This is a genomic window from Nitratiruptor sp. SB155-2 (assembly GCF_000010325.1).
GTDB lineage: Bacteria > Campylobacterota > Campylobacteria > Campylobacterales > Nitratiruptoraceae > Nitratiruptor.
The window spans coordinates 1,296,339-1,321,781 of the sequence record NC_009662.1 but is presented as its reverse complement, the minus strand read 5'-3'; the positions used below and the strand labels follow the sequence as shown (position 1 = coordinate 1,321,781).

31 protein-coding genes and 4 tRNA genes are annotated in these 25,443 nt (G+C 41.6%); 14 read left to right on the top strand and 21 right to left on the bottom strand.

The window, feature by feature from the left end:
• The first annotated feature begins 35 nt into the window (after positions 1-35).
• The 3 genes from serB to NIS_RS07015 are packed head-to-tail and all read left to right on the top strand — an operon-like array spanning position 36 to position 1,898.
• Positions 36-659 carry a phosphoserine phosphatase SerB gene (serB, locus tag NIS_RS07025; RefSeq protein WP_012082679.1) on the top strand — a complete coding sequence of 208 codons (624 nt, stop codon included), beginning with the start codon at positions 36-38 and terminating at the stop codon, positions 657-659.
• Between the two features lie 2 nt (positions 660-661).
• Positions 662-1,177, top strand: coding sequence for a YbhB/YbcL family Raf kinase inhibitor-like protein (locus NIS_RS07020; protein ID WP_197524220.1), 516 nt, complete (start codon positions 662-664; stop codon positions 1,175-1,177).
• Complete coding sequence (locus NIS_RS07015; protein ID WP_012082677.1) at positions 1,167-1,898, top strand: DUF72 domain-containing protein; 732 nt, start codon at positions 1,167-1,169, stop codon at positions 1,896-1,898. The genes NIS_RS07020 and NIS_RS07015 overlap by 11 nt, the downstream gene beginning before the upstream one ends.
• Here the strand turns inward: NIS_RS07015 and NIS_RS07010 are convergent.
• Both NIS_RS07010 and NIS_RS10280 read right to left on the bottom strand, forming a co-directional pair.
• Entirely contained in the window at positions 1,875-2,456 is a 582-nt protein-coding gene (locus NIS_RS07010) for a class I SAM-dependent DNA methyltransferase (protein ID WP_012082676.1), read from the bottom strand. The genes NIS_RS07015 and NIS_RS07010 overlap by 24 nt on opposite strands.
• The gene (locus NIS_RS10280) at positions 2,449-2,679 is read right to left on the bottom strand and encodes a hypothetical protein (protein WP_041354051.1); all 231 of its coding nucleotides are present in this window, start codon (positions 2,677-2,679) and stop codon (positions 2,449-2,451) included. Before NIS_RS10280 ends, NIS_RS07010 begins: the two co-directional genes overlap by 8 nt.
• A gap of 135 nt (positions 2,680-2,814) precedes the next feature.
• On the opposite strand from NIS_RS10280, the gene NIS_RS07000 reads away from it, so the two are divergent.
• From NIS_RS07000 to NIS_RS06990, 3 genes are read left to right on the top strand one after another with little or no spacing between them, the layout of a single operon-like run.
• A complete protein-coding gene (locus tag NIS_RS07000) occupies positions 2,815-3,039 on the top strand; it encodes an OadG family protein (RefSeq protein WP_012082675.1) in 225 nt (74 codons plus the stop codon).
• Positions 3,040-3,051: 12 nt separating this feature from the next.
• Positions 3,052-4,851, top strand: a complete 1,800-nt coding sequence (locus tag NIS_RS06995; RefSeq protein ID WP_012082674.1) for a biotin/lipoyl-containing protein — start codon at positions 3,052-3,054, stop codon at positions 4,849-4,851.
• Between the two features lie 4 nt (positions 4,852-4,855).
• Complete coding sequence (locus tag NIS_RS06990; RefSeq protein WP_012082673.1) at positions 4,856-6,175, top strand: sodium ion-translocating decarboxylase subunit beta; 1,320 nt, start codon at positions 4,856-4,858, stop codon at positions 6,173-6,175.
• A 5-nt stretch (positions 6,176-6,180) separates the two neighbouring features.
• On the opposite strand, the gene NIS_RS06985 is transcribed toward NIS_RS06990, so the two are convergent.
• The gene (locus NIS_RS06985; RefSeq protein ID WP_012082672.1) at positions 6,181-6,528 is read right to left on the bottom strand and encodes a hypothetical protein; all 348 of its coding nucleotides are present in this window, start codon (positions 6,526-6,528) and stop codon (positions 6,181-6,183) included.
• A gap of 48 nt (positions 6,529-6,576) precedes the next feature.
• Between NIS_RS06985 and NIS_RS06980 the strand changes: the two genes are divergently transcribed.
• Together NIS_RS06980 and NIS_RS06975 are read left to right on the top strand one after the other, a co-directional pair.
• Entirely contained in the window at positions 6,577-7,056 is a 480-nt protein-coding gene (locus NIS_RS06980) for an iron-sulfur cluster assembly scaffold protein (protein ID WP_012082671.1), read from the top strand.
• Positions 7,028-7,840: a hypothetical protein gene (locus tag NIS_RS06975; RefSeq protein ID WP_012082670.1), complete on the top strand. Its 813-nt coding sequence runs from the start codon at positions 7,028-7,030 to the stop codon at positions 7,838-7,840. Before NIS_RS06980 ends, NIS_RS06975 begins: the two co-directional genes overlap by 29 nt.
• On the opposite strand, the gene NIS_RS06970 is transcribed toward NIS_RS06975, so the two are convergent.
• The 6 genes from NIS_RS06970 to NIS_RS06945 are packed head-to-tail and all read right to left on the bottom strand — an operon-like array spanning position 7,806 to position 12,373.
• A complete protein-coding gene (locus NIS_RS06970; RefSeq protein ID WP_148164079.1) occupies positions 7,806-8,591 on the bottom strand; it encodes an alpha/beta hydrolase in 786 nt (261 codons plus the stop codon). The two genes, NIS_RS06975 and NIS_RS06970, sit on opposite strands and share 35 nt — an antisense overlap.
• Positions 8,564-9,712 carry a carboxynorspermidine decarboxylase gene (gene nspC / locus NIS_RS06965; RefSeq protein ID WP_012082668.1) on the bottom strand — a complete coding sequence of 383 codons (1,149 nt, stop codon included), beginning with the start codon at positions 9,710-9,712 and terminating at the stop codon, positions 8,564-8,566. Before nspC ends, NIS_RS06970 begins: the two co-directional genes overlap by 28 nt.
• A complete protein-coding gene (locus tag NIS_RS06960; RefSeq protein ID WP_012082667.1) occupies positions 9,699-10,475 on the bottom strand; it encodes a DUF4197 domain-containing protein in 777 nt (258 codons plus the stop codon). Before NIS_RS06960 ends, nspC begins: the two co-directional genes overlap by 14 nt.
• The gene (locus tag NIS_RS06955) at positions 10,472-11,686 is read right to left on the bottom strand and encodes a saccharopine dehydrogenase family protein (protein WP_012082666.1); all 1,215 of its coding nucleotides are present in this window, start codon (positions 11,684-11,686) and stop codon (positions 10,472-10,474) included. The genes NIS_RS06960 and NIS_RS06955 overlap by 4 nt, the downstream gene beginning before the upstream one ends.
• Positions 11,687-11,719: 33 nt before the next feature.
• Complete coding sequence (locus NIS_RS06950) at positions 11,720-11,899, bottom strand: hypothetical protein (RefSeq protein ID WP_041354050.1); 180 nt, start codon at positions 11,897-11,899, stop codon at positions 11,720-11,722.
• Positions 11,900-11,902: 3 nt separating this feature from the next.
• The gene (locus NIS_RS06945; RefSeq protein ID WP_012082665.1) at positions 11,903-12,373 is read right to left on the bottom strand and encodes a c-type cytochrome; all 471 of its coding nucleotides are present in this window, start codon (positions 12,371-12,373) and stop codon (positions 11,903-11,905) included.
• 81 nt (positions 12,374-12,454) lie between these two features.
• On the opposite strand from NIS_RS06945, the gene trxC reads away from it, so the two are divergent.
• Entirely contained in the window at positions 12,455-12,886 is a 432-nt protein-coding gene (gene trxC, locus NIS_RS06940) for a thioredoxin TrxC (protein ID WP_012082664.1), read from the top strand.
• Positions 12,887-12,908: 22 nt separating this feature from the next.
• Here trxC and NIS_RS06935 read toward each other — a convergent pair whose 3' ends face one another.
• Genes NIS_RS06935 through NIS_RS06915 form a run of 5 tightly spaced genes read right to left on the bottom strand, consistent with a single transcriptional unit; the run spans position 12,909 to position 15,755 of the window.
• Entirely contained in the window at positions 12,909-13,208 is a 300-nt protein-coding gene (locus NIS_RS06935; protein WP_012082663.1) for a c-type cytochrome, read from the bottom strand.
• Between the two features lie 31 nt (positions 13,209-13,239).
• Entirely contained in the window at positions 13,240-13,563 is a 324-nt protein-coding gene (locus NIS_RS06930; protein WP_012082662.1) for a hypothetical protein, read from the bottom strand.
• A 59-nt stretch (positions 13,564-13,622) separates the two neighbouring features.
• On the bottom strand, positions 13,623-13,952 hold the full coding sequence (locus NIS_RS06925; RefSeq protein ID WP_012082661.1) for a hypothetical protein: 330 nt from the start codon (positions 13,950-13,952) through the stop codon (positions 13,623-13,625).
• Positions 13,940-15,112 (bottom strand): sensor histidine kinase, encoded by a 1,173-nt coding sequence (locus tag NIS_RS06920; protein ID WP_012082660.1) that lies wholly within the window; start codon positions 15,110-15,112, stop codon positions 13,940-13,942. The genes NIS_RS06925 and NIS_RS06920 overlap by 13 nt, the downstream gene beginning before the upstream one ends.
• Positions 15,090-15,755: a response regulator transcription factor gene (locus NIS_RS06915; RefSeq protein ID WP_012082659.1), complete on the bottom strand. Its 666-nt coding sequence runs from the start codon at positions 15,753-15,755 to the stop codon at positions 15,090-15,092. The genes NIS_RS06920 and NIS_RS06915 overlap by 23 nt, the downstream gene beginning before the upstream one ends.
• Before the next feature lie 44 nt (positions 15,756-15,799).
• Here NIS_RS06915 and NIS_RS06910 point away from each other — a divergent pair, with 44 nt between their 5' ends.
• The 3 genes from NIS_RS06910 to NIS_RS06900 are packed head-to-tail and all read left to right on the top strand — an operon-like array spanning position 15,800 to position 18,122.
• The gene (locus NIS_RS06910; protein ID WP_041354049.1) at positions 15,800-15,979 is read left to right on the top strand and encodes a hypothetical protein; all 180 of its coding nucleotides are present in this window, start codon (positions 15,800-15,802) and stop codon (positions 15,977-15,979) included.
• 3 nt (positions 15,980-15,982) lie between these two features.
• A complete protein-coding gene (polX, locus tag NIS_RS06905) occupies positions 15,983-17,698 on the top strand; it encodes a DNA polymerase/3'-5' exonuclease PolX (RefSeq protein ID WP_012082658.1) in 1,716 nt (571 codons plus the stop codon).
• Positions 17,670-18,122, top strand: coding sequence for an NUDIX domain-containing protein (locus NIS_RS06900; protein WP_012082657.1), 453 nt, complete (start codon positions 17,670-17,672; stop codon positions 18,120-18,122). Before polX ends, NIS_RS06900 begins: the two co-directional genes overlap by 29 nt.
• Positions 18,123-18,180: 58 nt before the next feature.
• On the opposite strand, the gene NIS_RS06895 is transcribed toward NIS_RS06900, so the two are convergent.
• The 7 genes from NIS_RS06895 to NIS_RS06865 form a co-directional block, all read right to left on the bottom strand.
• The gene (locus NIS_RS06895; protein ID WP_148164078.1) at positions 18,181-18,612 is read right to left on the bottom strand and encodes a PilZ domain-containing protein; all 432 of its coding nucleotides are present in this window, start codon (positions 18,610-18,612) and stop codon (positions 18,181-18,183) included.
• Positions 18,613-18,855: 243 nt separating this feature from the next.
• Positions 18,856-19,557 (bottom strand): PilZ domain-containing protein, encoded by a 702-nt coding sequence (locus tag NIS_RS06890; RefSeq protein WP_012082655.1) that lies wholly within the window; start codon positions 19,555-19,557, stop codon positions 18,856-18,858.
• Positions 19,558-19,670: 113 nt separating this feature from the next.
• Positions 19,671-19,747, bottom strand: a tRNA-Asp gene (locus NIS_RS06885).
• A 3-nt stretch (positions 19,748-19,750) separates the two neighbouring features.
• Positions 19,751-19,826, bottom strand: a tRNA-Val gene (locus tag NIS_RS06880).
• Between the two features lie 6 nt (positions 19,827-19,832).
• Positions 19,833-19,908 (bottom strand) — tRNA-Glu (locus NIS_RS06875).
• Positions 19,909-19,913: 5 nt separating this feature from the next.
• Positions 19,914-19,989: transfer RNA gene (locus NIS_RS06870), tRNA-Lys, on the bottom strand.
• Between the two features lie 91 nt (positions 19,990-20,080).
• Complete coding sequence (locus NIS_RS06865) at positions 20,081-21,169, bottom strand: CinA family protein (protein ID WP_012082654.1); 1,089 nt, start codon at positions 21,167-21,169, stop codon at positions 20,081-20,083.
• A gap of 99 nt (positions 21,170-21,268) precedes the next feature.
• Here NIS_RS06865 and ileS point away from each other — a divergent pair, with 99 nt between their 5' ends.
• Complete coding sequence (ileS, locus tag NIS_RS06860; RefSeq protein WP_012082653.1) at positions 21,269-24,025, top strand: isoleucine--tRNA ligase; 2,757 nt, start codon at positions 21,269-21,271, stop codon at positions 24,023-24,025.
• Positions 24,026-24,109: 84 nt separating this feature from the next.
• Positions 24,110-25,438 carry an Asp-tRNA(Asn)/Glu-tRNA(Gln) amidotransferase subunit GatA gene (gene gatA, locus NIS_RS06855; protein ID WP_012082652.1) on the top strand — a complete coding sequence of 443 codons (1,329 nt, stop codon included), beginning with the start codon at positions 24,110-24,112 and terminating at the stop codon, positions 25,436-25,438.
• Positions 25,439-25,443: the final 5 nt, after the last annotated feature.

The window sequence follows — 25,443 nt, the reverse complement described above, 5'->3', positions numbered from 1 at the left end:
CTAATCTTGGTTAAACTAATGTAAAAAGGAGTGGGATGAAGCTTTGTGTTTTTGATTTCGATTCGACGTTGATGGATGGAGAGACGATCGATTTTCTGGCTGGGGCCTTGGGTTTGAAGGAAAAAGTGGCAGAAATTACAGAGATGGCTATGCGGGGAGAACTCGATTTCTTTGAAAGTCTTATTACACGGGTACGATTGCTCGAAGGTCTGGAAGAGAAAAAAGTGAATGAGATTTGTCATAATCTCCCCTATATGCTTGGGGCCAAAGAGACGATTGCCGAGCTGAAAAAAAGGGGGTACCGAGTCGTTGTTTTCAGTGGCGGTTTTCGCAATGCCACAAGCTATGCAAAAGAGGTATTGGGATTGGATGGAGATTTTAGCAATATCTTACATGCCAAAAATGGCTTTTTGACCGGACTGGTTGGTGGAGAGATGATGTTTGATTTCAGTAAAGGGGATATGCTGCAGCGCTTGCAAACAATTTTAAACATTACCCCTGACAATACGGTCGTGGTTGGTGACGGGGCCAATGACAGAAGCATGTTTTCTCATGCAAAAACGAAAATCGCCTTTTGTGCCAAAGAGGTGCTGAAAAAAGAAGCCAATGTGATTATTGACCAAAAAGATCTTCGCTTGGTCCTGGAACATGTGGAGTAGTTATGAAAAAATATTTTATTTTATGTATGATTGTAGCTGCACTTGTTGCAGCAAAAGGAGAAAAGATGCAACTGTTATCACCAGCTTTTGAGAATGGAGGGATGATTCCTGCAAAGTATACCTGTGACGGGGCCGATATTTCTATTCCTCTCATTTTTAAAAACGTTCCGCAAGAGGCAAAAAGTTTAGCTATCATCATGGATGATCCAGACGCTCCGATGGGTGTTTTCGTTCACTGGGTAATTTATGATATTCCTTCTTCTTTAGAGGGTTTACCAGAAGGAATCCCAAATGTACCCGAACTTGAATACGGGATCAAACAGGGGATCAACGACTTTGGCAAAATAGGTTATGGAGGACCGTGTCCACCAAATGGAGTCCATAGATACTTTATAAAACTCTATGCACTCGATCGGGTTCTTAATCTACAACCAGGAGTTTCAAAACGGGATCTTTTGGAGATAATCAAACCCTTTGTGATCGATGAAGCAATCTTGATGGGACTTTATGAGTGCTAAAGCCTTTATAGGTACAAGTGGATTTTACTATGATCACTGGAAAGGGGTGTTCTATCCCGATAATCTACCAAAGAAAGAGTATCTTCTTTACTATATGGAACATTTCAACACGGTTGAGATGAACGCCACTTTTTATCATCTTCCAAAAGCAAAGACAATAGAGCACTGGCTGGAGGTGGCAAAAGAAGGATTTTACTACACCATCAAAGCCTATAGAGGGATCACACATTATAAAAAGCTCAAAGATGCAAAAGATGAGCTCTTTCGTTTTCTGCATCTTGTCAAACCCCTCAAGCCACATCTTGGTGTCATCCTTTTTCAACTGCCACCTTCACTGCATAAAGATATCGAGCTTTTAGCCTCCTTTTTACACATTTTGCCGCATGGATACCGATACGCTTTTGAATTTCGGCATAACAGTTGGTATGAAGATGAGTTGTTTGAACTGTTACGAAGATACGGAGTCGCTTTTTGCGTGCATGACTTTGGAAAAAAGAGTACACCTGTGGTACAAACCGCCAGTTTTGTCTATATTCGCTTACATGGGAGCAACGGAAGGTATGTGGGTTCATACGATGATGCGACGCTTTTGTCGTGGGCGAAGAGAATAGAAGGTTTTTTGCAATCTCACAGTGATGTGTATGTCTATTTCAATAACGATTTTGGAGGAGCTGCCGTGCAAGATGCAAAAAGGCTGTTATCCTTTTTGCATACAGAGTAGAAAAACATCGAAGTTTTTATGTTTTTCAATGGTATGCACCACGTTTAGACACAGTTTTCGAAACCCCAATTCTTCAAACTTTTTTGCCAGCCGCTCTGGATCGAAGCCAAAGTGATGAACACCTGTGTTGTCGCTATGAAATGTTCCATCCTCTGTGACTAAATCTGCGATGCATATAATTCCACCAGGTTTTAGTTTTGCGTAGAGTTTACCGATGATTTCATGGATATCCTCGATGTGATGAAATGTCATTGAACTGACAATAAGATCGAATGTGGGTTCAATTGCATCGATATCTTTACAATGCGCTTGAATAGTGCTGGAAGTGGATTTTGCATTGAACATCTCCACCATTTTGGGTGCGGTGTCGATACCTGTGATAGAGTTGGCAATATCAGTGAGTTCATAACTGACCAGCCCAGTTCCACAGCCAAAATCGAGAATATCCAATCCCTTTTTTTGCACGCACTCTTTGATAGCTTTCGCGACCTTCCGTGCAGTTTGCACTCTTTTGCTGTTTTTATCCCAATCTTTTGCCCGCTTGTCGAAACTACTCACCTTTGAGCCCCAGACAGTTGACTGCGATACCGCGGATTTTTCTTGCTTGATAATCGAGGGCAAACCATCTATCGAAGACCTCATTGGCCGGAATGCATCCAGCTTTCGAAAAGTCGAGCTGACCATTTTCATCTTTTGGAATATAGCGCTCCAAAAAATCATACATCTCCAGTCTCATCTTTTCGTATGCCTTGAATTCTGTCATCGCTTTCTCTTTGTCCATGAATCCCTCCTTGTTTTTTGGGTATTCTATTACATTTGTAACAAAATGGAAAGAAAAATTTATTCAAAATATAATTATAAGCTTTTGTAAGCTACATTTTATTACAATAAATCAAATCCTAATATTGGAGCGATCATGATATTGGAAGCCGTAAAGTATATGATCCTTGGGATGGGGGTCGTGTATCTATTTTTAATGTTGATGGTATGGGTGTTGGATTGGCAGCACAAGCTCTTGTTGAAATACTTTCCTGAAAGTTTTGAAGAACCAAAAGCCGAAAAAGGTGTAACTTCAAAACGAGAAAAATTGAAAAAAGTAGCTGCCATAACCGCTGCTTTGCATCATATGAAAAACTCATAAAAAGAGGGGAACATGGCAAAAAAGAAATACATTGATGTGATGGATACCACCTTCAGAGATGGATTTCAATCCGTTTTTGGTGGACGAGTTTTGATGAAAGATTTTTTGCCGGCACTTGATGCGGCAAAAGAGGTTGGAATTACCCATTTCGAGTTTGGTGGAGGAGCACGTTTTCAAAGTCTCTTTTTCTATCTACGAGAGAATGCATTCGATATGATGGATGCATTCAGAGAAAAAGTTGGACCAGAAGCAAATCTTCAGATATTGGCTCGAGGCATCAATACGGTGATGCTTGATACGGGTAGTAGAGAACTGATCGATCTGTTTGCAAAGATGTTTGCGAAGCATGGAACGACTACTGTACGAAATTTCGATGCACTCAATGATGTGGACAACCTGGAATACTCCGCAAAATGCATCAAAAAGTATGGAATGAAGCATGAAGCGGTCATTACCATCATGGATCTTCCTCCAGGATGCACCGGTGCACACACTCCAGAATTTTATGAGAAAAAACTACGAGAAATTTTGGATAGAGGTATCGAGTTTGACAGTCTCGCTTTCAAAGACGCAAGCGGTACCAGCAGCCCTGAAAAAGTGTATCAGACTATCAAAATGGCCCGGAAGCTTTTGGGAAAAGACGTACATATCCGTCTTCATACCCATGAAACCGCTGGAGTAAGCGTGGCATGTTATCTAGCGGCTCTTGAAGCGGGAGTCGACGGTATCGACCTGGCAGCATCTCCTGTAAGTGGTGGAACAAGTCAGCCAGATATCATCACGATGCTCCATGCGGTTAAGGGCAAGCCGTATGATCTTGGCGGGCTTGATATGGAAAAAGTACTAGATTATGAAGAGACGCTCAAAGAGTGCCTGGCAGACTATTTCATTCCGCCTGAAGCAACGCAAGTGAGTCCACTCATTCCATTTTCTCCTATGCCTGGCGGTGCACTGACAGCCAATACCCAGATGATGCGAGACAACAAAATCTTGCATAAATACCCAGAAGTGATCAAAGCGATGCGAGAAGTGGTTGAAAAGGGTGGTTTTGGTACCAGTGTGACGCCCGTGAGCCAGTTTTACTGGCAGCAAGCATTCAATAACGTGATGTTCGGTCCTTGGAAAAAAATAGCTCCGGGATATGGCCGCATGGTACTGGGTTACTTTGGAAAAACTCCAGTTGCACCAGATCCGGAAGTTGTAAAACTGGCAAGCGAACAGCTGGGACTCGAACCAACAAAAGAGAATCCACTCGATATTGCGGATAGAGACGAGACAAAATCGATAGCATACTGGAAGAAAAAACTGGAAGATGAAAATATCGAAACGACAGAAGAGAATATCTTTATAGCGGCCGCTTGTGGCGATAAAGGCATTGCATTCTTAAAAGGCGAAAGTCCATTAATGGTGAGAAAAATAAGCGAAATGGAGGAAGAAAAAGTGGGTAAAACGAGCGGAATCTATACAGTGATCGTTGATGGTGAAAAGTTTGTCGTTGAAGTTGCTGAAGGAAACGTTGAGGTTAAACCGGAAGCGGAAGCGAAAAAAGAGATTGAGATCGTTGAAGAACAGGCAAGCAAAGGGGAAGCTGCAGGCGGCATGGTCGAGATAAAGTCAGCCGTTCCCGGTACTGTCTGGAAGATTCTTGTAAACCCAGGTGATAAAGTCAAAGCAGGTGACAAGATTATGATACTGGAATCCATGAAGATGGAGATCGATATCCCGGCTCCTCAAGATGGTGTGATAGCACATATTGCTGTGAAAGTGAACGATAGTGTTGAAGAGGGCCAAGTTCTGGCGACGATGGAGTAGGGCGATGAAAAAAAGATTAGTTACCTTTTTTCTGGCACTCTCGTTTTTCCTCATTCCGTTGGGTGCTTTGGCGACTGTGAACCATGTTGCATCCAGTGAGGCACATAAAGAGGTGCAAACAGAAAGCAAGAGTTTTGGCTCTTTGCTCCTCAACTTTTACAAACAGACCGGTATATACGCCTTTTTGAATCCAAAAGATGGCGTAAAGAATGCCAAAGGCGATGAAATTAGTAAATTTCAGCAAAGCTTCGGCCGCCTCATTATGATCGCTATATGTTTTGTACTTTTTTATTTGGCGATCGCCAAGGGATTCGAGCCGCTTTTATTGATACCTATCGGTTTTGGAGGGCTTTTGGCAAACATTCCACTTGCCAATATCATTGGCGATGGTGGGTTTATCGGTGAACTTTTTAAAGCAGGTATCGCCAATGAGCTCTTTCCTATTCTCATCTTCATGGGTGTCGGTGCGATGACCGATTTTGGTCCTTTGCTGGCAAACCCCAAAACGGCACTTTTAGGTGCTGCTGCACAGTTTGGTATTTTTGGAACGCTTGTCGGTGCAGTTGCATTAAGCCAATTCGGAATATTCGATTTTAGTATGCAAGATTCTGCAGCAATCTCTATAATTGGTGGCGCCGATGGTCCGACTACCATCTTTATAGCGAGTAAACTGGCTCCTGATCTGTTGGGGGCTATGGCAGTTGCTGCCTATAGCTATATGGCACTCGTTCCAGTCATCCAGCCGCCAATCATGAAAGCCTTGACAAGTGAAGAAGAGCGAAAAATCAAGATGACTACGAGACGAAAAGTGAGTAAACTTGAAAAAATGCTCTTTCCTTTGACTGTGTTGATTTTAACGCTTCTGATCTTACCGGAGTCTTCACCACTTATCGGAGCGCTGACTTTCGGTAACTTCGTGCGAGAATCTGGTGTGGTCGAACGACTTTCAAAAACATTACAAAACGAACTTATCAACATCGTCACGATCTTTTTGGGACTTTCTGTAGGAAGTAAACTTGCCGCTGAATATTTCTTGGTACCAGAAACTCTAGGCATATTGCTTCTTGGACTTGTGGCATTCTCTATCGGTACGGCTGCAGGAGTTATCATGGGTAAAATTATGAATAAAATGTCCAAAGAGCCAATTAATCCACTTATCGGTGCGGCGGGTGTGAGTGCTGTACCTATGGCCGCACGTGTAGCCAACAGAGTTGGAATGGAGAGCGATCCTACAAATGTTTTGTTGATGCATGCGATGGGACCAAATGTCGCGGGTGTTATCGGATCGGCTGTGGCAGCCGGGGTACTGCTATCAATCTTCTAAGAGGCCTATGCCTCTTCCCACCCTTTTTTATGTTTTGCTTTGCTGAAACACTTGGTTCTTTTGAGTTTTCGTAAGAGATTCGCCTCTTTTAGAACATCCTCTTTAAGTTCTTGTGCGCTTTTGTCACTTCTTCCTATATTGGCATTTTTTTCGACAAACTTTTCCAAAGCTTTCAGATATTCGCTTGACAGATAGGTTTTTTCTATCGTCTCAAGAGGTTTGAAGATCGTATCTATATAAGAAGCAATTTCCTGTTTTGTTGGTTCTTTTCTATTGAAAAAATCGACGATTCTATTGACGAAACGCTCTAGTTCACGTATATATCTGCTCCTTGCCAATTTCTCTTTTTTCACATACTCCCTTTGGATATAATCTATTTAGATTTTAGCAAAAGGAGCATTATGGAGCAAACAAATATCCCTATAGATCCAAAATACTTGGAACTCATGCTCAATCCGACAAATTATGGTGAGATGAAAGAGTATGACGCAAAAGGGTTCGGGAAAAATGCTCAGACAGGTGAGATGGTAGTGATTTATCTCAAAATAGATCCTATTAGCACGATTATCAAAGAGATCAAATGGCAAACCAATGGATGTGGTACCACGCTTGTGAGTGGAGCTCTGTTTAGTGAAGAGTATAAAGGCAAAACGCTTCAAAGCGGTGTCGAATTTACACAAGATGTGTTTGAAAAGATCAAAGACAATCCCCCAGAAGATGCTGCCTGTGGAGAAGTGGTTGCCAGAGCGTTTATGGCTGCAGTGCAAGACTATGAAGCCAGAAAAAGAGGAGAAAACAAAGAGTACATCGAATATGTGACCCTTAGTTGTCCGGTACCCCAAGGAGGAGAAATTGAACAATCTGTTTCGAAAAAAGCATGAGTTGTGGTTGAAACTTTTATTTGGAGGTTTCAGCCTTCCAAAAGGTGATTGGTTTGATACGATGCTCGATTTTGCAAATATTCAGTTTCGCCATCTCAAATGGCTTGCTGGGGCCATTGTAGAAGATGGTGAAGATTTTGATTGGGACAGGGATCATATTCAGCTTGGATTTGACAATTCCACTCTCTTGTTTAAAGATCTCATCAATTCCATCAAGGCCATACAAAAGGAGTATCCGGAAAATATCCTTTTTGACAGGATACGAAGTGATGAGTCCTATATGGTGTATATGTTGGAAAAGTTTTCCGAGCAAGAGCCTGTGGATATCCACAGTTTCGATCGCCATCTTAGCTACAAGAACCTTGATCAAGAGAGTCTGTCGAATCTCGTGCAATTTCTTTTTGAGGAGATCTATAAAGAGTATGAGTTGATTGTAACCTATACCTACTCCCAGATTCATACCAGACAAAGTGAACTCTCCCTTATTTTTGAAGATCTTATCTATGAATCTCTCTATCATCTAAAATCTTTTTGTGTTATTGCTGCAAGACTTGGTATCTTGGCGGTTCCGCGAGTTGTAATGAAAGAGGTGTATAGGTTTGATGATATGAAGCAGTTTTTGAAAGATGGTATAGAGGAGGAATTGGCTGCAAAAGAGCAGTGCAAGACATTGAGTGCTGCTATAAGGGATGAAGAGCTAAGCCGGTTCTTTGATTGTATCAATAATCAAGAAAATTATCACATCGAGCTTATGAAGAGAGCTCTTGAACAGATTGGAGGATAAACTGTTGTACAACCTCTTTGGTTTGCTGGTGCTCTAAAATATCCGCATGCGTCGAGTTTGGTATGATACGTTCCTCTTTGAGGTTTGACATGAATGGTTTTAAAGCCTCATAGCTTTTTGGTGGTGTGAGGGTGTCTTTTTGAGCCAACAGAACATAGATAGGAGCCTGTACTTTTTGAACATATCGGTACGTAGGGAAAGGATGCTTCAATATCAGTGAAACAGGAAAAATCGGATAACGCATCTTGGCTAAGTAGGCAATAGAGTGGAATGGGGTAATGAGGATGAGGCTTGTAGGTTTTGTAAGTGACGCTACATAGGTTGCAACGCTTGTTCCAAGACTTCTTCCGACAATGATGTTGTGTTTTGTATGAAACTTTTGAAAAATCCTCAAGGCCGATTGATAGAGACTTTGCTGGGTAGGTCTTCCTTTGGAATTTCCGTATCCTGGATAGTTGTAGGTAACAATATTGAAAGGAAGATCTTGAAAAAGAGTAAGAGCTTGCAGTGCATTATCCGCATTGCCACCGAAATAAAACACCGTCACGTCACTTTTTCGATCCAAAATCCCCACTTCCTGACCATCGACCATAACAATTTTGGCTTCTTTTGGAATATCTACCTTTTTAGGAGCAAGATAGGGGCGGAAGATGATTTTTTCTTGGAAAAGATAGAGATACAGAGCAAAGGCACTATAGACGAAAAGAACGAGAAGAAGGAGTTTCATGAGAGTCTGTGTTTGTAGTCGCAATAGTCAAACTTTTTAACGATTTCAAACTTTCCATCCTCTTTTAGCAGGGCTAATGAGGGTAGTCTGATACCATTGAAAGTCGTGTTTTTGACGAAAGTGTAGTGAATCATATCTTCGAATACAAGTTTTTGGCCTCTTTGCAACGGTTCATCGAAACTGTAATCGCCTATGATATCGCCTGCAAGACAGCTGTTGCCACCGAGTCGATAGGTGTAGGGTTTTTCTCCGGGTTTTGCGGCTCCTCTTACATCGGGTCGATAAGGCATAGCCAAAACATCTGGCATGTGTGTTTCAGCCGAGGTATCCAAAATGGCTATATCCATACCGTTATGAACGATATCCACAACGGTTGCCACCAAGACGCCCGTTTGCCAGCCGACAGCTTCTCCCGGTTCCAGATAGACTTCAACATCATAACGCTTTTTGAAATCGCGGATAAGTTTGATCAAGAGTTCTCTGTTGTAGCCCTCTTTTGTGATATGGTGGCCTCCACCGAAATTGATCCATTTGCATTTGGGTACAAACTCTCCAAAACGCTCTTCGAATGCTTTAAGCACACCCTCCAGACTCTCGGCACTCTCTTCACACAATGCATGAAAATGAAGCCCCTTTATTGCATCATCCCAGCTAAACTCGCTCCTCACCACCCCCAATCGGCTAAAAGCTCCACAGGGGTTATACAGATCCACTGGAGCTGCAGAATATTCTGGATTGACGCGAACTCCTATGGAGATATCTGGATCTGTTTTTTTGACTATATCCTTGAAAGCATTGAATTGATGCATAGAGTTAAAAACGATATGATCGCTCATTTTTGCAATGAGCTCAATCTCATCTTCTTTGAATGCAGGAGAATAGGTGTGTACCTCTTTGCCTAACTCTTCAAAGGCGAGCTTCGCTTCCCAAAGTCCACTTGCAGTGGCACCGTGCAGATATTGTTTTAAAATATCAAAGGTACTCCACATGGCGAAGCCTTTGAGGGCCAAGATGATTTTAGCACCACTTTTTTGCTGTACCTCATCTAAAATCTCGAGATTTCTTCTCAGAAGCCCTTCTTCACACACATAACAGGGTGTCGGAATTTGGTCAAGAACCTTTTGGATTTGACTAGCGAATTGCACCGAAAACCTCTTGTAACGTTCTAGTCGTTCTTGCTATTGGAGAGGTACGTATCGATTTTTCTTTTTGTGCTAGCATAGTAAAAAGCCCCTCCAATGCTCTGTTGGTGACATAGCTTGTAAGATCTTTTTCTTTTATTGGCTCATTGGATTTGCCCATAAAACTCATGGCTGCATCGATATAGCTGTTCTGTCCATATTGATTATAGTACGTAACAATAGTTTGATAATATTTCGTCACTTGCTCTTTTTCCATATGTTTTTTGATAATTGGAGCGATTCTTTGAGCCAACTCTTTTCCTGCATGCGTTTTAAAATAGTTTGTGATAGCATTCTCTTTTTGTGAAAAGATCAACTTTTTAGCTTTTTTTGTATCTATACTTTTGAGTGTATCGTAAAGTATAGAGGCGGTCTCGGGTATCGCTTCTTCTGCGGCACGGTTCATAGAGAGATCGAACTTTTCTACATATTTGCCCATGCCAACTCTTTTCAGTGTATCGGCTATATATTGCATATTTGATGGAATGGGAATTTTGACGAGAGGATTTTTATAAAAGCCATCCACTTTTCCAAGCTGCTTTATAGCTTCCTGCATACCAACTCTCAAAGCATTCTTCATCGCCCTTTGTGCTTTTGTATCGTCAATACTTTTGTTGATCTTGGTATTTTGTTCTCTTTTTTGAGCTGTAAAAGAGTGTAATGTTTCCATCCATCCGGCATGTGCCAGGAGTGCACAGCAAAGTGCACTGAAAATATGTTTTCTCATTCTATTTCTCTTGTCTCATCTGGATCCATCTCCATTACATGCCAAGGCAGTCCTTGTCTGTTGAGCTCTTCCATAAATGGATCCGGGTCAAACTGTTCCATGTTCCATACTCCCGGTCGATACCACTTTTTCTCTAACATCATTTTTGCCCCGATCATCGCCGGGACCCCGGTGGTATAGCTCACGCACTGGCTGTAAACCTCTTTGTAGGCTTCTTGGTGGTCACAGATGTTGTAGATATACACTTTTCTTCGTTTGCCGTCTTTGATCCCTTCACAAACAACACCGATGTTTGTTTTTCCTTTAGTGCGAGGACCAAGAGATGCCGGATCTGGAAGCAAAGCTTTTACCACATGCAGGGGTACAACTTTGCATCCATCCACTTCAATCGGGTCGATTCTTGTAAGCCCGATATTGTCTAAAACTTTCAGATGTGTAAGGTAGCTTTGGCTAAATGTCATCCAAAATCGGATACGCTTCAGTCCTTTTATATGCTTAACCAGAGACTCCTCTTCTTCATGATAGAGCAGGTAGCTATCCTTTGGGCCAATTTCCGGATAGTCCCAAACCATTTTGTATTCCATAGGTTCAGTCTCTATCCACTTGCCATTTTCCCAATATCTTCCTTTGGAATTTACTTCACGGATATTGATTTCGGGATTGAAATTTGTAGCGAAAGGATAGCCGTGATCACCAGCGTTACAATCAAGTATATCGATATAGTGGATCTCGTCAAAATAGTGTTTCTGGGCGTAGGCGCAAAAGACGTTGGTCACCCCTGGATCGAATCCGCTTCCAAGAAGCCCCATGATACCTCGCTCCTTGAATGGCTCATGTAGAGCCCATTGCGGCCCATACTCAAATTTTGCCGTATCCGGATGCTCGTAGTTTGCCGTATCGAGATAGTCCACTTTTGTCTCCATGCATGCTTCCATGATGGAGAGATCCTGGTAGGGCAAAGCCACATTGATGACTAGATCCGGTTTTACCAGGTGAATGAGATCGATAAGCTCATTGACATTGTCTGCATCTACTTTTGCGACATCGATATCTTGGTTCCATTTATCTTTGATCTCTTGCTGGATCTCTTCACATTTTGCTAGTGTTCTGCTTGCCAGTGTGATATGCTCAAAGGTGTTAGGATTGAGAGCGCATTTATGTGCAACGACTCGTCCTACGCCACCAGCGCCTATTATGAGAACTTTACCCATGGATATTCCTTTTTTGCAAAAATTATAGCAAAGCTATACGTAGATATCTATATGGCCGTTTTTGCTTTTTTTCTTGTAGTTCTTCCTGTTTTTTTTATACGTTTCATACTTTCTTTTTGCATTTTTTTGGCTCTTTTTCCAGATACGAATGACTGGGTGAGGACGCAGAGGTGTAACGGGGAAAGCTTCTTCTACGCTGAAGTCTTCAGGCATACTCTACCTTTGCCTTTTTTCTATTGTACCATATCCTTTTTGACTGAGCATCTCGATTCCTTTGAGGGGTTTTCGGGTTAAATCGGGAAAGTATCCTTTTTGGCCTTTGCCGCCATTGCTGTGGCACCCAATGCAGTTTCCGTAGAAAAGATATTTTCCCTCTTGGACCCATTCGGGATGGCTTGGTTTAAAGCCTTGCAGTGTTGCTAGAAATGCTGCTATTTTATTCGCATCTTCAGAAGATACAGTACCTCCAGGCATAGGACCTGAAGGGTAGTGAAAGATGTTTGATCCCTCGTTAATCACTTTTTCTATATATTTCTCAAAGCAGCTTGCACAGTTTGGATCGATCCGTACATGGGTATCTTTTTGATGATTTTCGATAGTGACTTTTTCACTGCTTTTATAAGTTCGTAAACTATATGCTACGAGGAAAAAAAGAACCGGAAGCAATAAGAGAACCATCTTTTTCATGTCAAGATCATATCAAAAGTGACTTATGTCGCACATAAATCTTTTTTCTTAAGTTACAATGCAAGAAAAAAAGGAGGAGATATGGAGACGATCAATGTTGTTTGTCCAAACTGTCTGAGTGTGAATAGACTCCCTAAAAAAGAGCACTACAATAAAGCTAAATGTGGGAAGTGTGGTTTTGATCTGTTAGATACCCATCCAGTTGAACTGGATCCATCAAATTTTGAGATTATGATCACAAAAAACGATATTCCTGTTATTGTGGATTTCTGGGCACCGTGGTGCGGTCCTTGTCGGATGATGGCTCCAAATTTTGAAGCGGCGGCTGCAAATTTTCCTTTGAAAGCGAGATTCGCAAAACTCAATACAGAAGAGTATCCGCAACTTGCCGCTCCGTTTGGCATCAGGGGAATTCCTACGATGATTGCTTTTTTACATGGGAAAGAGTTAGATAGAGTTTCCGGTGCTCTCTCAGCACCGCAGATCGTACAGTGGGTACAAAGATTTATTTAAAACCGGCAAGAGCCGGTTTTAATTATTGTTTAGAAAGATAATCAGCGATTGCTTCGATATCTGCATCACTAAGAGCAGCAACTTGAGCTTTCATAAGTCCGCCCATACCGTGAACGTTTCGTGTTCCAGCTTTATAGCCTTTGAGCGCTTCAACAACTTTCGCTTTTGGCCAGCCTTTGATCACTTCAGATTTACCAAGCGCTTTTCGCTCACCATGAGCACCGTGGCATCCTGCACATTTTTTATAAAGTGCCGCTCCGTCCGCTGCCATAAGTGTCACTGCCGTTGCTGCCGCAAGTCCTAGTACTGCCAATTTTTTCATGTTTTCCTCCTTTGGTTAAGATTGGGGTTTATTAACAACTTGGTACGTTACCGCTGTCGCTTGCATACTCATATGCAAAGTCGTATACATGCTCAAGTTGAGATTTTTTGAGATACCCTTTTTTATACTTAGGGCAGAGTTTTTGTATCTCATCTTCAAATTTTCCTGCATCGTGGATCTCTTCCCACTCATCTTGTGTATGTTTTGCAGCAAATTTAGCTCCATTGAATCCACACACTTTTTTAAGTTTTTTCTGGTAGATTCTTTGTCCTTTTTCTGGACTAGCAAATGCTGCAGTGCTTACAAAGCTAGCTCCGAGCATTGCTGCGAAGATAATGCTTGCGATTTTTTTCATTCTCGCCTCCTTAATGAATGTATTGGTATTGTAAAACACAATTGTGAGTCAATTGTGAACTATCTGATTTTACCAATAACGGTATATCGAGTCCAATAGATTTCCAATGCCTTTTCCAACTCTTTTTTCTTGATTTTATGTCTGTAAACCCCGTTTACTCTTTTTTTATAATCATACGGAAGTAACGATTTTTTGGGGTCTGGATGAAGAAGAAAGTCTCGCATGGCCTTTAGCGTTCTCGATTTGCTCGAATGATATAAAATATAATTAAAATAAATAGCTTTTAAATCAAGATGTTTCTTTTTGTGACAGGGCATACAGCGTTTATCGAAGAGAGTTTGTGAAAAAAGTGCGATTTGTATCAAAAAAATGAAAACTATTTTTGCCATCGTACGGTTATCCTTGTAAATTGATCCGGTTTTGATTGGATATCGAGTGCAAGATGAAACTCTTTAGCGATCATATCGACGATATTGAGGCCGAGACCAAATCCTCCTTCACTGCTTTGGAGTCTGCTGTAGCGTTCGAAAATGTGATGGAGTTTGTCTGGAGGTATACCGATTCCAGTATCCTCGATCGTAAAACTGTTAGGAGTTGTGGTGATGAAGATTGTACCGCCGATTTTATTGTATTTGATGGCATTGGAAAGAAGATTGTCTATGAGTCGAGCCATTTTTTTCCTATCAGCGTGTATGTAACTTTGTTGAGCAGGCTGAAAGATAATTTTGATTTTTTTCGAGTCTGCAAGTGTTTTAAAGTAGTCGATGCGTTGTTGTAATAGTTCATTCATATCGATTTTTTCTATTGTTGATGGAATTTTATCTCGCAGCAAGAGATAGGAGAGATCTTCATAGATGGTTGATATCGTCCGCGCTGCTATATCGATACGTTCGATTTTCCGTTTACTTTTTTGATCAATTGAGCTATCTTTGAGCGTCTCTACATTGGTTAAAATTGTGCTTACAGGAGTGTTGAGTTCATGTGTCGTATCTTTGATGAAATTGTTTAAAAGCATGATAGAGTCTTTCATCGGTTTTAAAAAGAGTTTTACGAGATAATACCCAAGTCCGGCCATAAAAAGAAGAAAGAGTAAACCAAACAACGTTATATTTCTATACACAGAAAAGAGCCACTCTTCATCATCTTTCATCTCGATAATCACATATTTTGCCCCCAGATAGTAGAGTTCCGGCTCTTTTATGAAATAGATATATTTTCCTTTTTTGTAGAGCATATGTTTAAAATCGATCGATTCATTTTTCAGCAAAGAAAAGATTTTTTCGTAATCCGCATCGTAGATTGCGGAATTGAAGTTGGAGTATCTTGGATAGTAGTTGTCCTCCAGCAGACTTTTATGCATCTGTCTGATACGGGTGATGACATATTTGGCATAGGTATGCAGTTTAGGAAGATGGGAGTTGAGCATCAGCTCTTTTTCAAAACGGTAATAGCTAAAGGATGCCAACGTCAAAATGATAATGGTTAAAAATATATAAAGCAGTAGAAAGTTCCAAAGACTCTTTTTTTCACTTGATAAATTTGTAACCATGGCGTTTGATACTCTCTATCCTCTCTTTTCCAATATATTTTCGAAGATTTTTTATATAGGTTCGTAGCGCCATATCACTTGGTGTCTCTTCATAATCCCAAAGATGTTCATAGATCGTTTCATGACTGAGTACTTCATTGGGATGTTGCAAAAAAAGCTTTAGTAAACGAAGCTCTTTTTGATTGAGATTGATTGGTTCATTGTTGAGGATGAGCTGGTTCGATTTGATATCAAAGAAAATGTTGCTGGCTATTTGTATACGATCCTTTTTCGTTTCGAAGCTTCTTTTCAAGAGCGTTTCCATTCTGATTTTGAGTTCTTTCAATGCAAAAGGTTTCCTGATATAGTCATCTGCACCGCTTTCGAATCCTTTTTCGAGGTTTTCCACACTGTCAAGTGAAGTGATGAAGATTGCTGGAGTCTCTTCTTTTTCTCTGATTTTTTTTAGAAGCTCAAAGCCGTCAATCCCAGGAACCATGACGTCGAAAAGCAAAATATCATAATGTTTTTCGTAAACACTATCCATTGCATCACTCGATGTATGAACCACATCCACGTTATATCCCTCATCTTCAAGATACTCTTTGACGGTTTCGGCAAGGTTGATATCATCTTCGAGCAGTAAAACAGACGCTTTTTGCAAATCCTCTCCTTTAACAATATAATAATACAAAAAAGCGGGTGAAAATGAAATGCAGAGTGTGTCGAAAAGGTGAGCTGTTCTATCTGTTTGGATGGGGACTGATGGTAACAGCTTTCAACGCTTTTACTGTTGGATGCGTACAGCTGACGAGCGGCGGGGCATACGGTATGATGATAGCGGGTATTGCTATAATGATTTTTGGCGCATATTTGAAATCGAGGTAGATCATGGCTATAACCAACAGTGAAATCGCAAAAATTTTTAACGAATATGCAGATCTTTTGGAGATAAAGGGAGAAAATCCTTTTAAGGTTAGGGCATACAGAAATGCGGCAAGAACGGTAGAAAATATCGGGAAAAGCTTGGAAGAACTCGTCAACGAAGGGTATGATCTGACAAAACTCCCGGGAATCGGAACCGATTTGTCGCTCTATATCAAAGAGATCGTCAAAACGGGGAAGTTTTCCAAACTGGAGCAGATCAAAGAGGAGATCCCTCCGACTCTTGTGGAGATGCTCTCCATCGAAGGGCTTGGTCCCAAAAGGATCAAAACATTGTATGAAAAACTCCATATCCAGTCTATGGAGGATTTGCGCAGAGCAGCCGAGAGTGGTGAAATAGAAAAACTTCCTGGATTTGGCCCGACATTGGTGCAAAAGATTTTGAAAGGAGTGAAACTGGCCAAAAAAGCGGGCCAACGCTTTAAATGGAGTGAAGCGAAAGAGTACGTGGATGATCTGTTGGAGTATCTGCATCAAATAGAGCTTACCCATTTGGAGGTGGCCGGCAGTTTTCGAAGAAAAAAAGAGACTGTAGGAGATCTTGATATTTTGGCTACCGCAAAAGATTTTAGTGAAGTGATTCGTCACTTCATCAAATATCCAAAAATCAAAGAGGTGGTTTCTGCCGGTTCTACCAGGTCCACCGTGATTCTCAATAACGATCTTCAAGTGGATCTAAGAAGCGTAGAAGATGAGAGTTATGGTTCGGCTTTGCACTATTTTACAGGTTCGAAAGCGCATAACATCGAAGTGCGAAAAATTGCGATAGAACTCGGTCTGAAGGTAAATGAGTACGGTGTTTTCAAAGGAAACGAACGCATTGCCGGAAAAACGGAAGAGGAGGTCTATCAAGCGGTAGGACTTTGCTATATCGAACCGGAATTGAGGGAAAACAGAGGGGAGATCGAGGCTTGTAAAGCTGGGAGGCTCCCAAAGCTTGTGGAGCTTAGCGATATCAAAGGGGATCTTCACATGCATACCGTCTATAGTGACGGAAAACATACCATCGAGGATATGGCAAAAGCGGCGAAAGAGATGGGATATGAGTATATCGCTATTACAGATCATTCCAAACGGCTTACTGTAGCGAAAGGGCTGGATGAGAAGAGGGCGCTCAAAGAGTTTGAAGAGATCGATAGAGTTAATGAAAAGATCGATGGAATTACCATTTTAAAAGGAATGGAAGTCGATATTTTGGAAGATGGCTCGCTTGATATGAGTGACGAGGTTTTGGCACAGATGGATGTGGTGTTGGCTGCTGTGCATTATAAATTCAATCTTGAACAAAAAAAACAGACGGATAGAATTTTAAAAGCGATGGACAACCCTTACGTTAATATCATCGCCCATCCAACAGGAAGAATGATCAATATGCGAGAGCCTATAGCAGTTGATATGACCAAGATTCTGGAGCGGGCCAAACAAAATGGTATCCACATGGAGATCAATGCGCAGCCCGATCGCTTGGATCTCAATGACATTCATGCCAAAATGGCAAAAGAGCTGGGCGTGAAAATGTCAATCAATACAGATTCTCACAATATCTACTCCCTCTTTTACATGCAATATGGTGTCAATCAGGCAAGAAGAGGTTGGTGTGAAAAAGAGGATATTATCAACACAAGGAGCCTGGATGAGCTTAGAAAACTCCTCAAACGTTAAGTATAGCTACCCGTTTCAACCCAAAACGCCCTATGTGGCGGTGGATGGAATCATAAAGATATTTGAAGGAAATGAATTTAAAGGCATCGTGCTTATTGAGAGAAAAAATGATCCGAAAGGATTTGCATTGCCTGGCGGTTTTGTCGAAATTGGAGAGAAGGTAGAGGATGCATTACGCCGCGAAATGAAAGAGGAAACCGGATTGGATGTGGAAAGTCCCAGGCTCTTTCACGTTTTTAGCGATCCATTGAGAGATCCGAGGTTTCACACCGTATCTATTACCTTTGATTGTATCGCACAAGGAAGCCCAAAAGGTGGGGATGACGCAAAAGAAGCCCATATTATCAAAGTCGAGGATATTCCTTGGGATAGACTCGTTTTTGACCATGCATTCATATTGCAAAAATTTTTAAAAAGAGGATGAAAAGATCTACTTCGCTATAGAATCGATCTCTTTATTGATATGCGTTTGGATATATTTATTATTTATTGATTAAAAATTGGGCTTTTTCATCGATTTTAGATATTTTGATATTGTAATAGCATCCATCCTCTTCTTTATGGACACCTACTATTTCTCCTTCCAGTTCTATTGTGGAATGATCGATCTGAAAACGCATATAGATAGGATGGGCGCTATCTAAGACACAGTCGTTAAGAGCTATTTTCATACCATGTTCAGATAGGTCCAATATTCTAACGGAATGGACCACCGATGGTTTTGTTTCCATTGTTCTTAAAAGAGCCTTGATGGCTACTTCGATTCTGGGATATTTTCTTTTTGATAAAAATTCGATTTGTGTGGAGTGTGGGATTTTTAAAACTGTTTCTTTCCCGAAAGTAAAAATCTGTTCAATCGACACGGAAATTGTAATGCAGGATAGAGGTGAAAGAGGAATGAGAATTTTAGCCATACCATCTTTGTGAATTTTTTTAATGTATTTATGTGGCGGAACTTTCCACAATTCATATGTTTCTTCTATCGCATGAAACACGATTGGAATCTTATGGCCTGAGTCAATGTATAATTTGCTTTTGTTCCTATTGGCAATTTTTGTGAATTTTGCAAAGAAAGAAGTGATTGATACGAAGGCATTGCGTCATCCTTTTTTGTTAAATTTGTTGAAATTCATTATATAAAATTATATTGATTTATTTCAGAGTATACCATGACTATTCGGTGTTTCATAAAAAAAGCCCCAATAGGATAAACTACTTTGTGAATTGAGTTTCAGTTGGGTATCAATATATTTTCCTAAAAGTAGTTTGTCCTCTTGTTCCATATCTTCAAATTTGATATTGTAGTACCTATGATCGTTTATTATCTCACTACCTACAATAGCACCTGTAAACAAAACTTTTTTCTCTGATATCCGAAACGAAAGAGAGACACTTTTTTTGTCAATGTATTCATCAATCTTTATTTTCGCACCCCCTTGTGAAATATCGATGATATCTACAATGTACATGGGATGAACACCATCTTGAGACAAAATTTTCAAAAGTCCTTTCGAGCCAAGAAATACTCTAGGAGTTTTTCTATGATACATATATTCGATAGCATTTGTGTGCGGCAGACGGATATAGCGTATATCGCTAAATTCCCAAACCATTTCGATATTGGCAGTAAAAGAGAACGCAATCGTTGGTTTTACCTCTATAACGACTGTTCCGGATACATTTTGGTTTAAAAATTTTGCATTGAAGTGTGGAAGTACTTTCCATATGGCGTATCTATTGTGTTGTTCATGGAGTTGAATGGGTGCAAAATCGTTATGCGTAAAGAAAAATTTCCCTATTTGTTCTCTTTGTAGTTCCTGTGTCGATTCAATCATATATATAGGCATATCTTCTTGCATTACAATCCTTAGATGGAATTGGAAAAATTGTAATACAAAAACGTTCTAAAAAAGTTCTAAGAAGGGCTATATTTTTCGATTGTGGTTTTTGTGGGAGATTGACCAGTAGATGATGGCGGAGCCGACGGGACTCGAACCCGCGACCTCCGGCGTGACAGGCCGGCATTCTAACCAACTGAACTACGGCTCCAAATGGTGGTCGCTAGTGGACTCGAACCACTGACCACTTGCTTGTAAGGCAAGCGCTCTACCAACTGAGCTAAGCGACCATCAAATGGCGACCCCTAGGGGATTTGAACCCCTGTGACCACCGTGAAAGGGTGGCATCCTTGGCCACTAGATGAAGGGGTCTGAAGTGGTGACCCGTGTTGGATTCGAACCAACGGCCCACTCCTTAAAAGGGAGTTGCTCTACCAGCTGAGCTAACGGGTCAAAACTTCCTTCGCTTCGGGCTTTCTCGGTTGTTTCCCTCAACGAATGTGGGTGAAATTATAAGCAAAATTTTTTTGCTTGTCAAGAGTTTTCAAAAAAGTTCGTCAGAAGCTATTTCAAAAAGCAGTTTCACACCATACATTGCCGCTTGGTACTGGATATAGTTACGATCCCCTTGAAAGTGCATTTTGTGGATAATGGATTGGTTGGAATCTCCACAACCTACAAAAACCGTTCCTACAGGTTTCTCGTTAGTGCCGCCACCCGGGCCTGCGATCCCACTGATGGCGATAGCATAGTCGCTTCCACTACTTTTCAGAGCACCTTCAATCATCTCTTCTACCGTTTCATGGCTGACTGCTCCATATTTCATCAGCGTTTCGTTTCGTACGCCAAGCCAAGCATGCTTTATCTCATTTGCATAAGTCACCAGCGATCCATCAAATATATTGGAAGCACCCGGAATTTTCGTAAGCATCGAAGCGAGAAGTCCTCCTGTGCAACTTTCGGCAAATGTGATCTTTTTATGGGCGATAGTGAATCGGTCTATAAGATACTCAAACAGATTTTGTGCAATGATCATATTGTTTGGGAAAAGGAGCTTTGCGTTTTGTACAAACATTGCCAGATCGCCAAATTTTTTGTTGATAGCAAGAATTTTGTATAGATTGTGTGTCAGTTTGGTTGTTTGTATCTCTATTTCGAATGTTCTTGCAAGCGGCGAGAGCTTTTCAATAAACTCTTCAAATTCAAGATCGAAAATATGCAAAATAGCCGATTCGATCTTGCTTTCCAGTAGAATGTTTGGTACTTTTTCGCACACCTCTACTTTTATGACATTGATCTGCTTTTCTTGAGTATGGAGAATGTAGCTATCTTTTTCAATCTCAGAAACTCTTGATGGGACGAGCATTCCTTCTTTGGCAACAAGATTGTCTTCATAAAGCGTTGATAAGATCTTGCTCACTATTGAGAAACTTTCATGAGTTGTAGCTATTAGAATGTTGTCAAAATCTTCGATCGTTTTCGTAACATGTAATATAAGATCTTTGTCTTTGTCGTGAAAGAATTCCTTGGCATGGATATTGACAAATCGTTTGTGCATCGTTCTTTCGATAGAGGCAACGAAGGCATCGTTGATCAAAAAGTCTTGACCGATAAAAAGAATCGCGTTTTTCATGGGCGTTCCTTGCTGTTTCAATGATTATAGCAAATATTCAGAAGCTTTTAACCACATTTTTTATACAATATTAACCAAAAATTGAATAAAAGAGGGTTCATGGATTATAAAGAGACGCTGCTTTTACCCAAAACCACATTCCCGATGCGGGGCAATCTCCCTCAAAACGAGCCAAAACGGTTTGCGAAATGGTTTGAAAAAGATGTGTATGAAAAGATGAAAAAGAGCCGTGAAGGCAAAGAGCTTTTCACGCTTCATGATGGTCCACCTTATGCCAACGGACACATCCACATCGGTCACGCCCTCAACAAAATCTTAAAAGATATCATCGTAAAATTTAACTATTTTGAAGGCAAAGCGGTCCGCTTTACTCCCGGATGGGACTGTCATGGTCTGCCGATTGAGCAGCAGGTGGAAAAGAAGCTTGGAACTGCAAAAAAAGAGCAGCTTCCAAAAACAAAGATTCGAGAACTTTGCCGGGAACACGCTGCAAAGTTTGTGGGTATTCAAAAAGAGGAGTTCAAGAACCTTGGTGTCATAGCTGATTGGGAAAAGCCCTATCTGACGATGGACTACGCCTTTGAAGCCGATATCTACCGAGCCCTTTGTGAAATCGCAAAAGAGGGGCTTTTGGTTGAACGAAGCAAACCGGTATATTGGAGTTGGGCTGCAAAAACGGCACTCGCTGAAGCGGAAGTGGAGTATGAAGACAAAGTTTCACCTTCCATTTATGTGGCTTTCAAACTGGATAAAGAAGCTGTTCAAAAGATAGGCAAAGAGGCAAGTATTATCATCTGGACCACCACTCCATGGACGCTTCCTGCCAATACGGGAATCGCTCTCAATCCTGATATCGAGTATGTTTTGACAAGTGACGGCTATGTCGTAGCGGCAGACTTACTTGATGAACTCAAAGAAAAAGGTATCGTCAAAGGCGATGTTGAAAAGAGTATCTCGCCAAAAGATCTAGAAAATCTTCACGCAATCAATCCTTTAAATGGCAGAAGAAGCCGCATCGTACTTGGTGAGCATGTCACGACCGAGAGTGGTACAGGCGCGGTCCATACGGCTCCCGGACATGGAGAAGACGATTATAGAGTAGGGCTGAAGTACGATCTTGAGGTACTGATGCCGGTGGATGATGCGGGGCGCTATGACGAGACGATTGTTCGAGAGAAGCTGTTGCCTGAAGAGTTTGTCGGTATGAACGTTTTTGAAGCAAATGACAAAATTTGCGAACTGTTGGGCGATGCGCTTTTGAAAAAAGAGGATATCAAACACTCCTATCCACACTGTTGGCGAACCCACAAACCGATCATTTTCCGTGCAACAAAACAGTGGTTTATCGCTGTGGACAAAGCGCCAAAAGATCTGCAAAAGACGCTGCGCCAGATCGCTTTGGAAGAGGTGGAAAAGACCACTTTTTATCCGGAATGGGGGAGAAACCGTCTAAAAAGCATGATCGAAAACAGACCCGACTGGTGTATCTCAAGACAAAGAGACTGGGGTGTACCGATCGCCTTTTTTAGAAACAAAAAAACGGGCGAAGTGATTTATGACGAGAAGGTTTTGAACTATATTGCCATGATTTTTGAGCGAATGGGGACAGACGCCTGGTACAGTCTGAGTGTTGAAGAGCTTTTGTATCCAGGAAGCGGGTACGATCCAAATGATCTTGAAAAAGTGATGGATATCCTCGATGTCTGGTTTGACAGTGGTTCAACCTGGTATGCGGTGCTTAAAAGCAGACGCTATGATGCGGGTAATTATCCAGCAGATCTATACCTGGAAGGAAGCGATCAGCATAGAGGATGGTTCCAAAGCTCTTTGCTGGTCAGTGGCGCCATCGAAAAACGAGCACCATTCAAAGCGATTCTCACCCACGGCTTTACGGTGGATGAGAAGGGTGAGAAGATGAGCAAATCCAAAGGCAATGTGGTAGCGCCTATGGATGTCGCCAAAAAGTATGGTGTAGAGATTTTACGCCTTTGGGTTGCCATGAGCGACTATCAAAGCGATCTGAAAATCAGTGACAATATCTTGAAACAGATTGCCGAGCAGTATAGAAAACTGAGAAACACTTTCCGTTTCATGCTGGCAAACATCAATGACCTAGAAACCATCCAAAGCGATTTTGGAGTACTGGATCGCTGGATATTGGCAAAAGCGAAATCGGTTTTTGAAGAGGTGGAGAAGCAGTTCAAAAACTATCAATTTGCCAAAGGATTCTCCGCTCTCAATAACTTTATCGTCAACGAATTTAGCGGAATCTATCTTGATGTGTGCAAAGACAGACTCTATTGTGATGCCCTGAACGATTCGCATCGAAGAGCGAGCCAGAGCGCCATGGCACTCATCGCAAAAAGCATGCTCGGACTCATTGCGCCGGTTCTGACCTATACAGCCGATGAGATTGTGGAACATGCACCGAGTGTCCTTCGAAACGATGCAGAAGATATTTTTGATTTTGCCATAGAGCCGCTGCCTGAGATCCAAAGTGATTTTGATGAAGTTTATATGATCGAAGCGAGAAGCAAGTTCAACGAAATCGTAGATCAACTCAAAAAAAAGAAAATCATCAAATCCTCTTTGGAGCTTGTCATTGAAACCACTTCGTCAAAAGTACTTGCGTTGGATGCAACGGAGCGAGAAGATTGGTTTATTGTGAGTGGCGTTGAAGAAGAGATTGGTTCCAAAGAGCTTGGCGATTTCAAAGTAGAAGGGGATCAATTCATCATCAAAGAAGCTATTTTGCATAAATGCCCAAGATGCTGGAAGTATAAAGCCAAAGAAGAGGGTGCGCTTTGCGAGAGATGTCAAAAGGTAGTCGATGGACTTGAGCAAGCCGGTTCCTGATAGCGCTATCGTTATAGCGATACTCTTTTTCATTCTATTGACCGCAACGGGTATAATAATGATACAAAAAGCAAGGAGAAAAGATTGATAACACTCAAAGAGGCTCTATCAAAACCGAAAGGTGAGTTGCAAGAAATAAAAGATGAACTTAAAAAAAGAGCACAGGAGCAAAGTGAGATCAACGCGTATGTCGCTCTTGACGAGAGCGGTGAGGGTGTGCCTGTCGCTATCAAGGACAATATCCAGGTAGATGGATGGGAAGTGACCTGTGCCAGTAAGATTTTAAAAGGCTATATCGCGCCTTATGATGCGACCGTTATACAGAAACTGCGTGCGAATGGTCTTGCTCCTTTTGGGCGAACCAATATGGACGAGTTTGCCATGGGAAGTACCACGGAGACCAGCTGCTATGGAAAGACGCTCAATCCAAAGGATACCAGCAGGGTGCCCGGTGGAAGCAGTGGAGGAAGTGCAGCTGCAGTTGCAGCAGGAATCGCCATAGCGGCTCTTGGAAGCGATACCGGGGGAAGTATCCGTCAGCCTGCGGCATTTTGCGGGGTTGTAGGGATGAAACCCACTTATGGAAGAGTAAGCCGATACGGACTTGCAGCATACGGAAGCAGCCTCGATCAAATCGGTCCCATGACGCAGAATGTGGAAGATGCTGCGATTTTATACAACATTATCGCTGGGTCCGATGCCAAAGATAGCACCAGTGCAAGGATTGAATGCAAACCGGTGGTACCAGACCCAAAAAGAAAACTAAAAATAGGCGTTGTTCCAAATTATGTCAAAGATGCGAGCGGTGCTATTCAAAAGGCGTACGACAAGGCGATTGAAGCGTTGAAGCAAGAGGGACATGAGATTATTGAAATTTCTTTGATGGATGCAAAATATGATATCGCTTCTTACTATATAACTGCCATGGCAGAAGCGAGCACCAACTTGAGCCGATACGATGGCGTACGCTATGGCTACAGGGCTGAAGCCAAAAATCTCAAGGAGATGTACCTCAAAACAAGAAGTGAAGGATTTGGCGAAGAGGTAAAAAGAAGAATATTGCTTGGAACCTTTGTTCTTTCCAGCGGATACTACGATGCATACTATATCAAAGCGCAAAAAGCGCGTCATATCATCAAGGATGAATACAATAAAGTTTTCGAAAAGGTGGATCTCATTTTGAGTCCTGTGGCTCCCGATGTAGCATTTGAGTTTGGTGCTATGAAGACGCCACTTGAAATGTACCTAAGCGATGTATACACAATAGGGGTCAATCTGGCAGGATTACCGGCCATTTCATTGCCAGTGGATGAGCATGAAGGACTTCCTGTGGGACTGCAGCTTATTGGAAAAGCTTTCGATGAGCAGACAGTTTTTGATGGGGCGATGAGCCTTGAAAACGCTTTGAAATAGAGGAG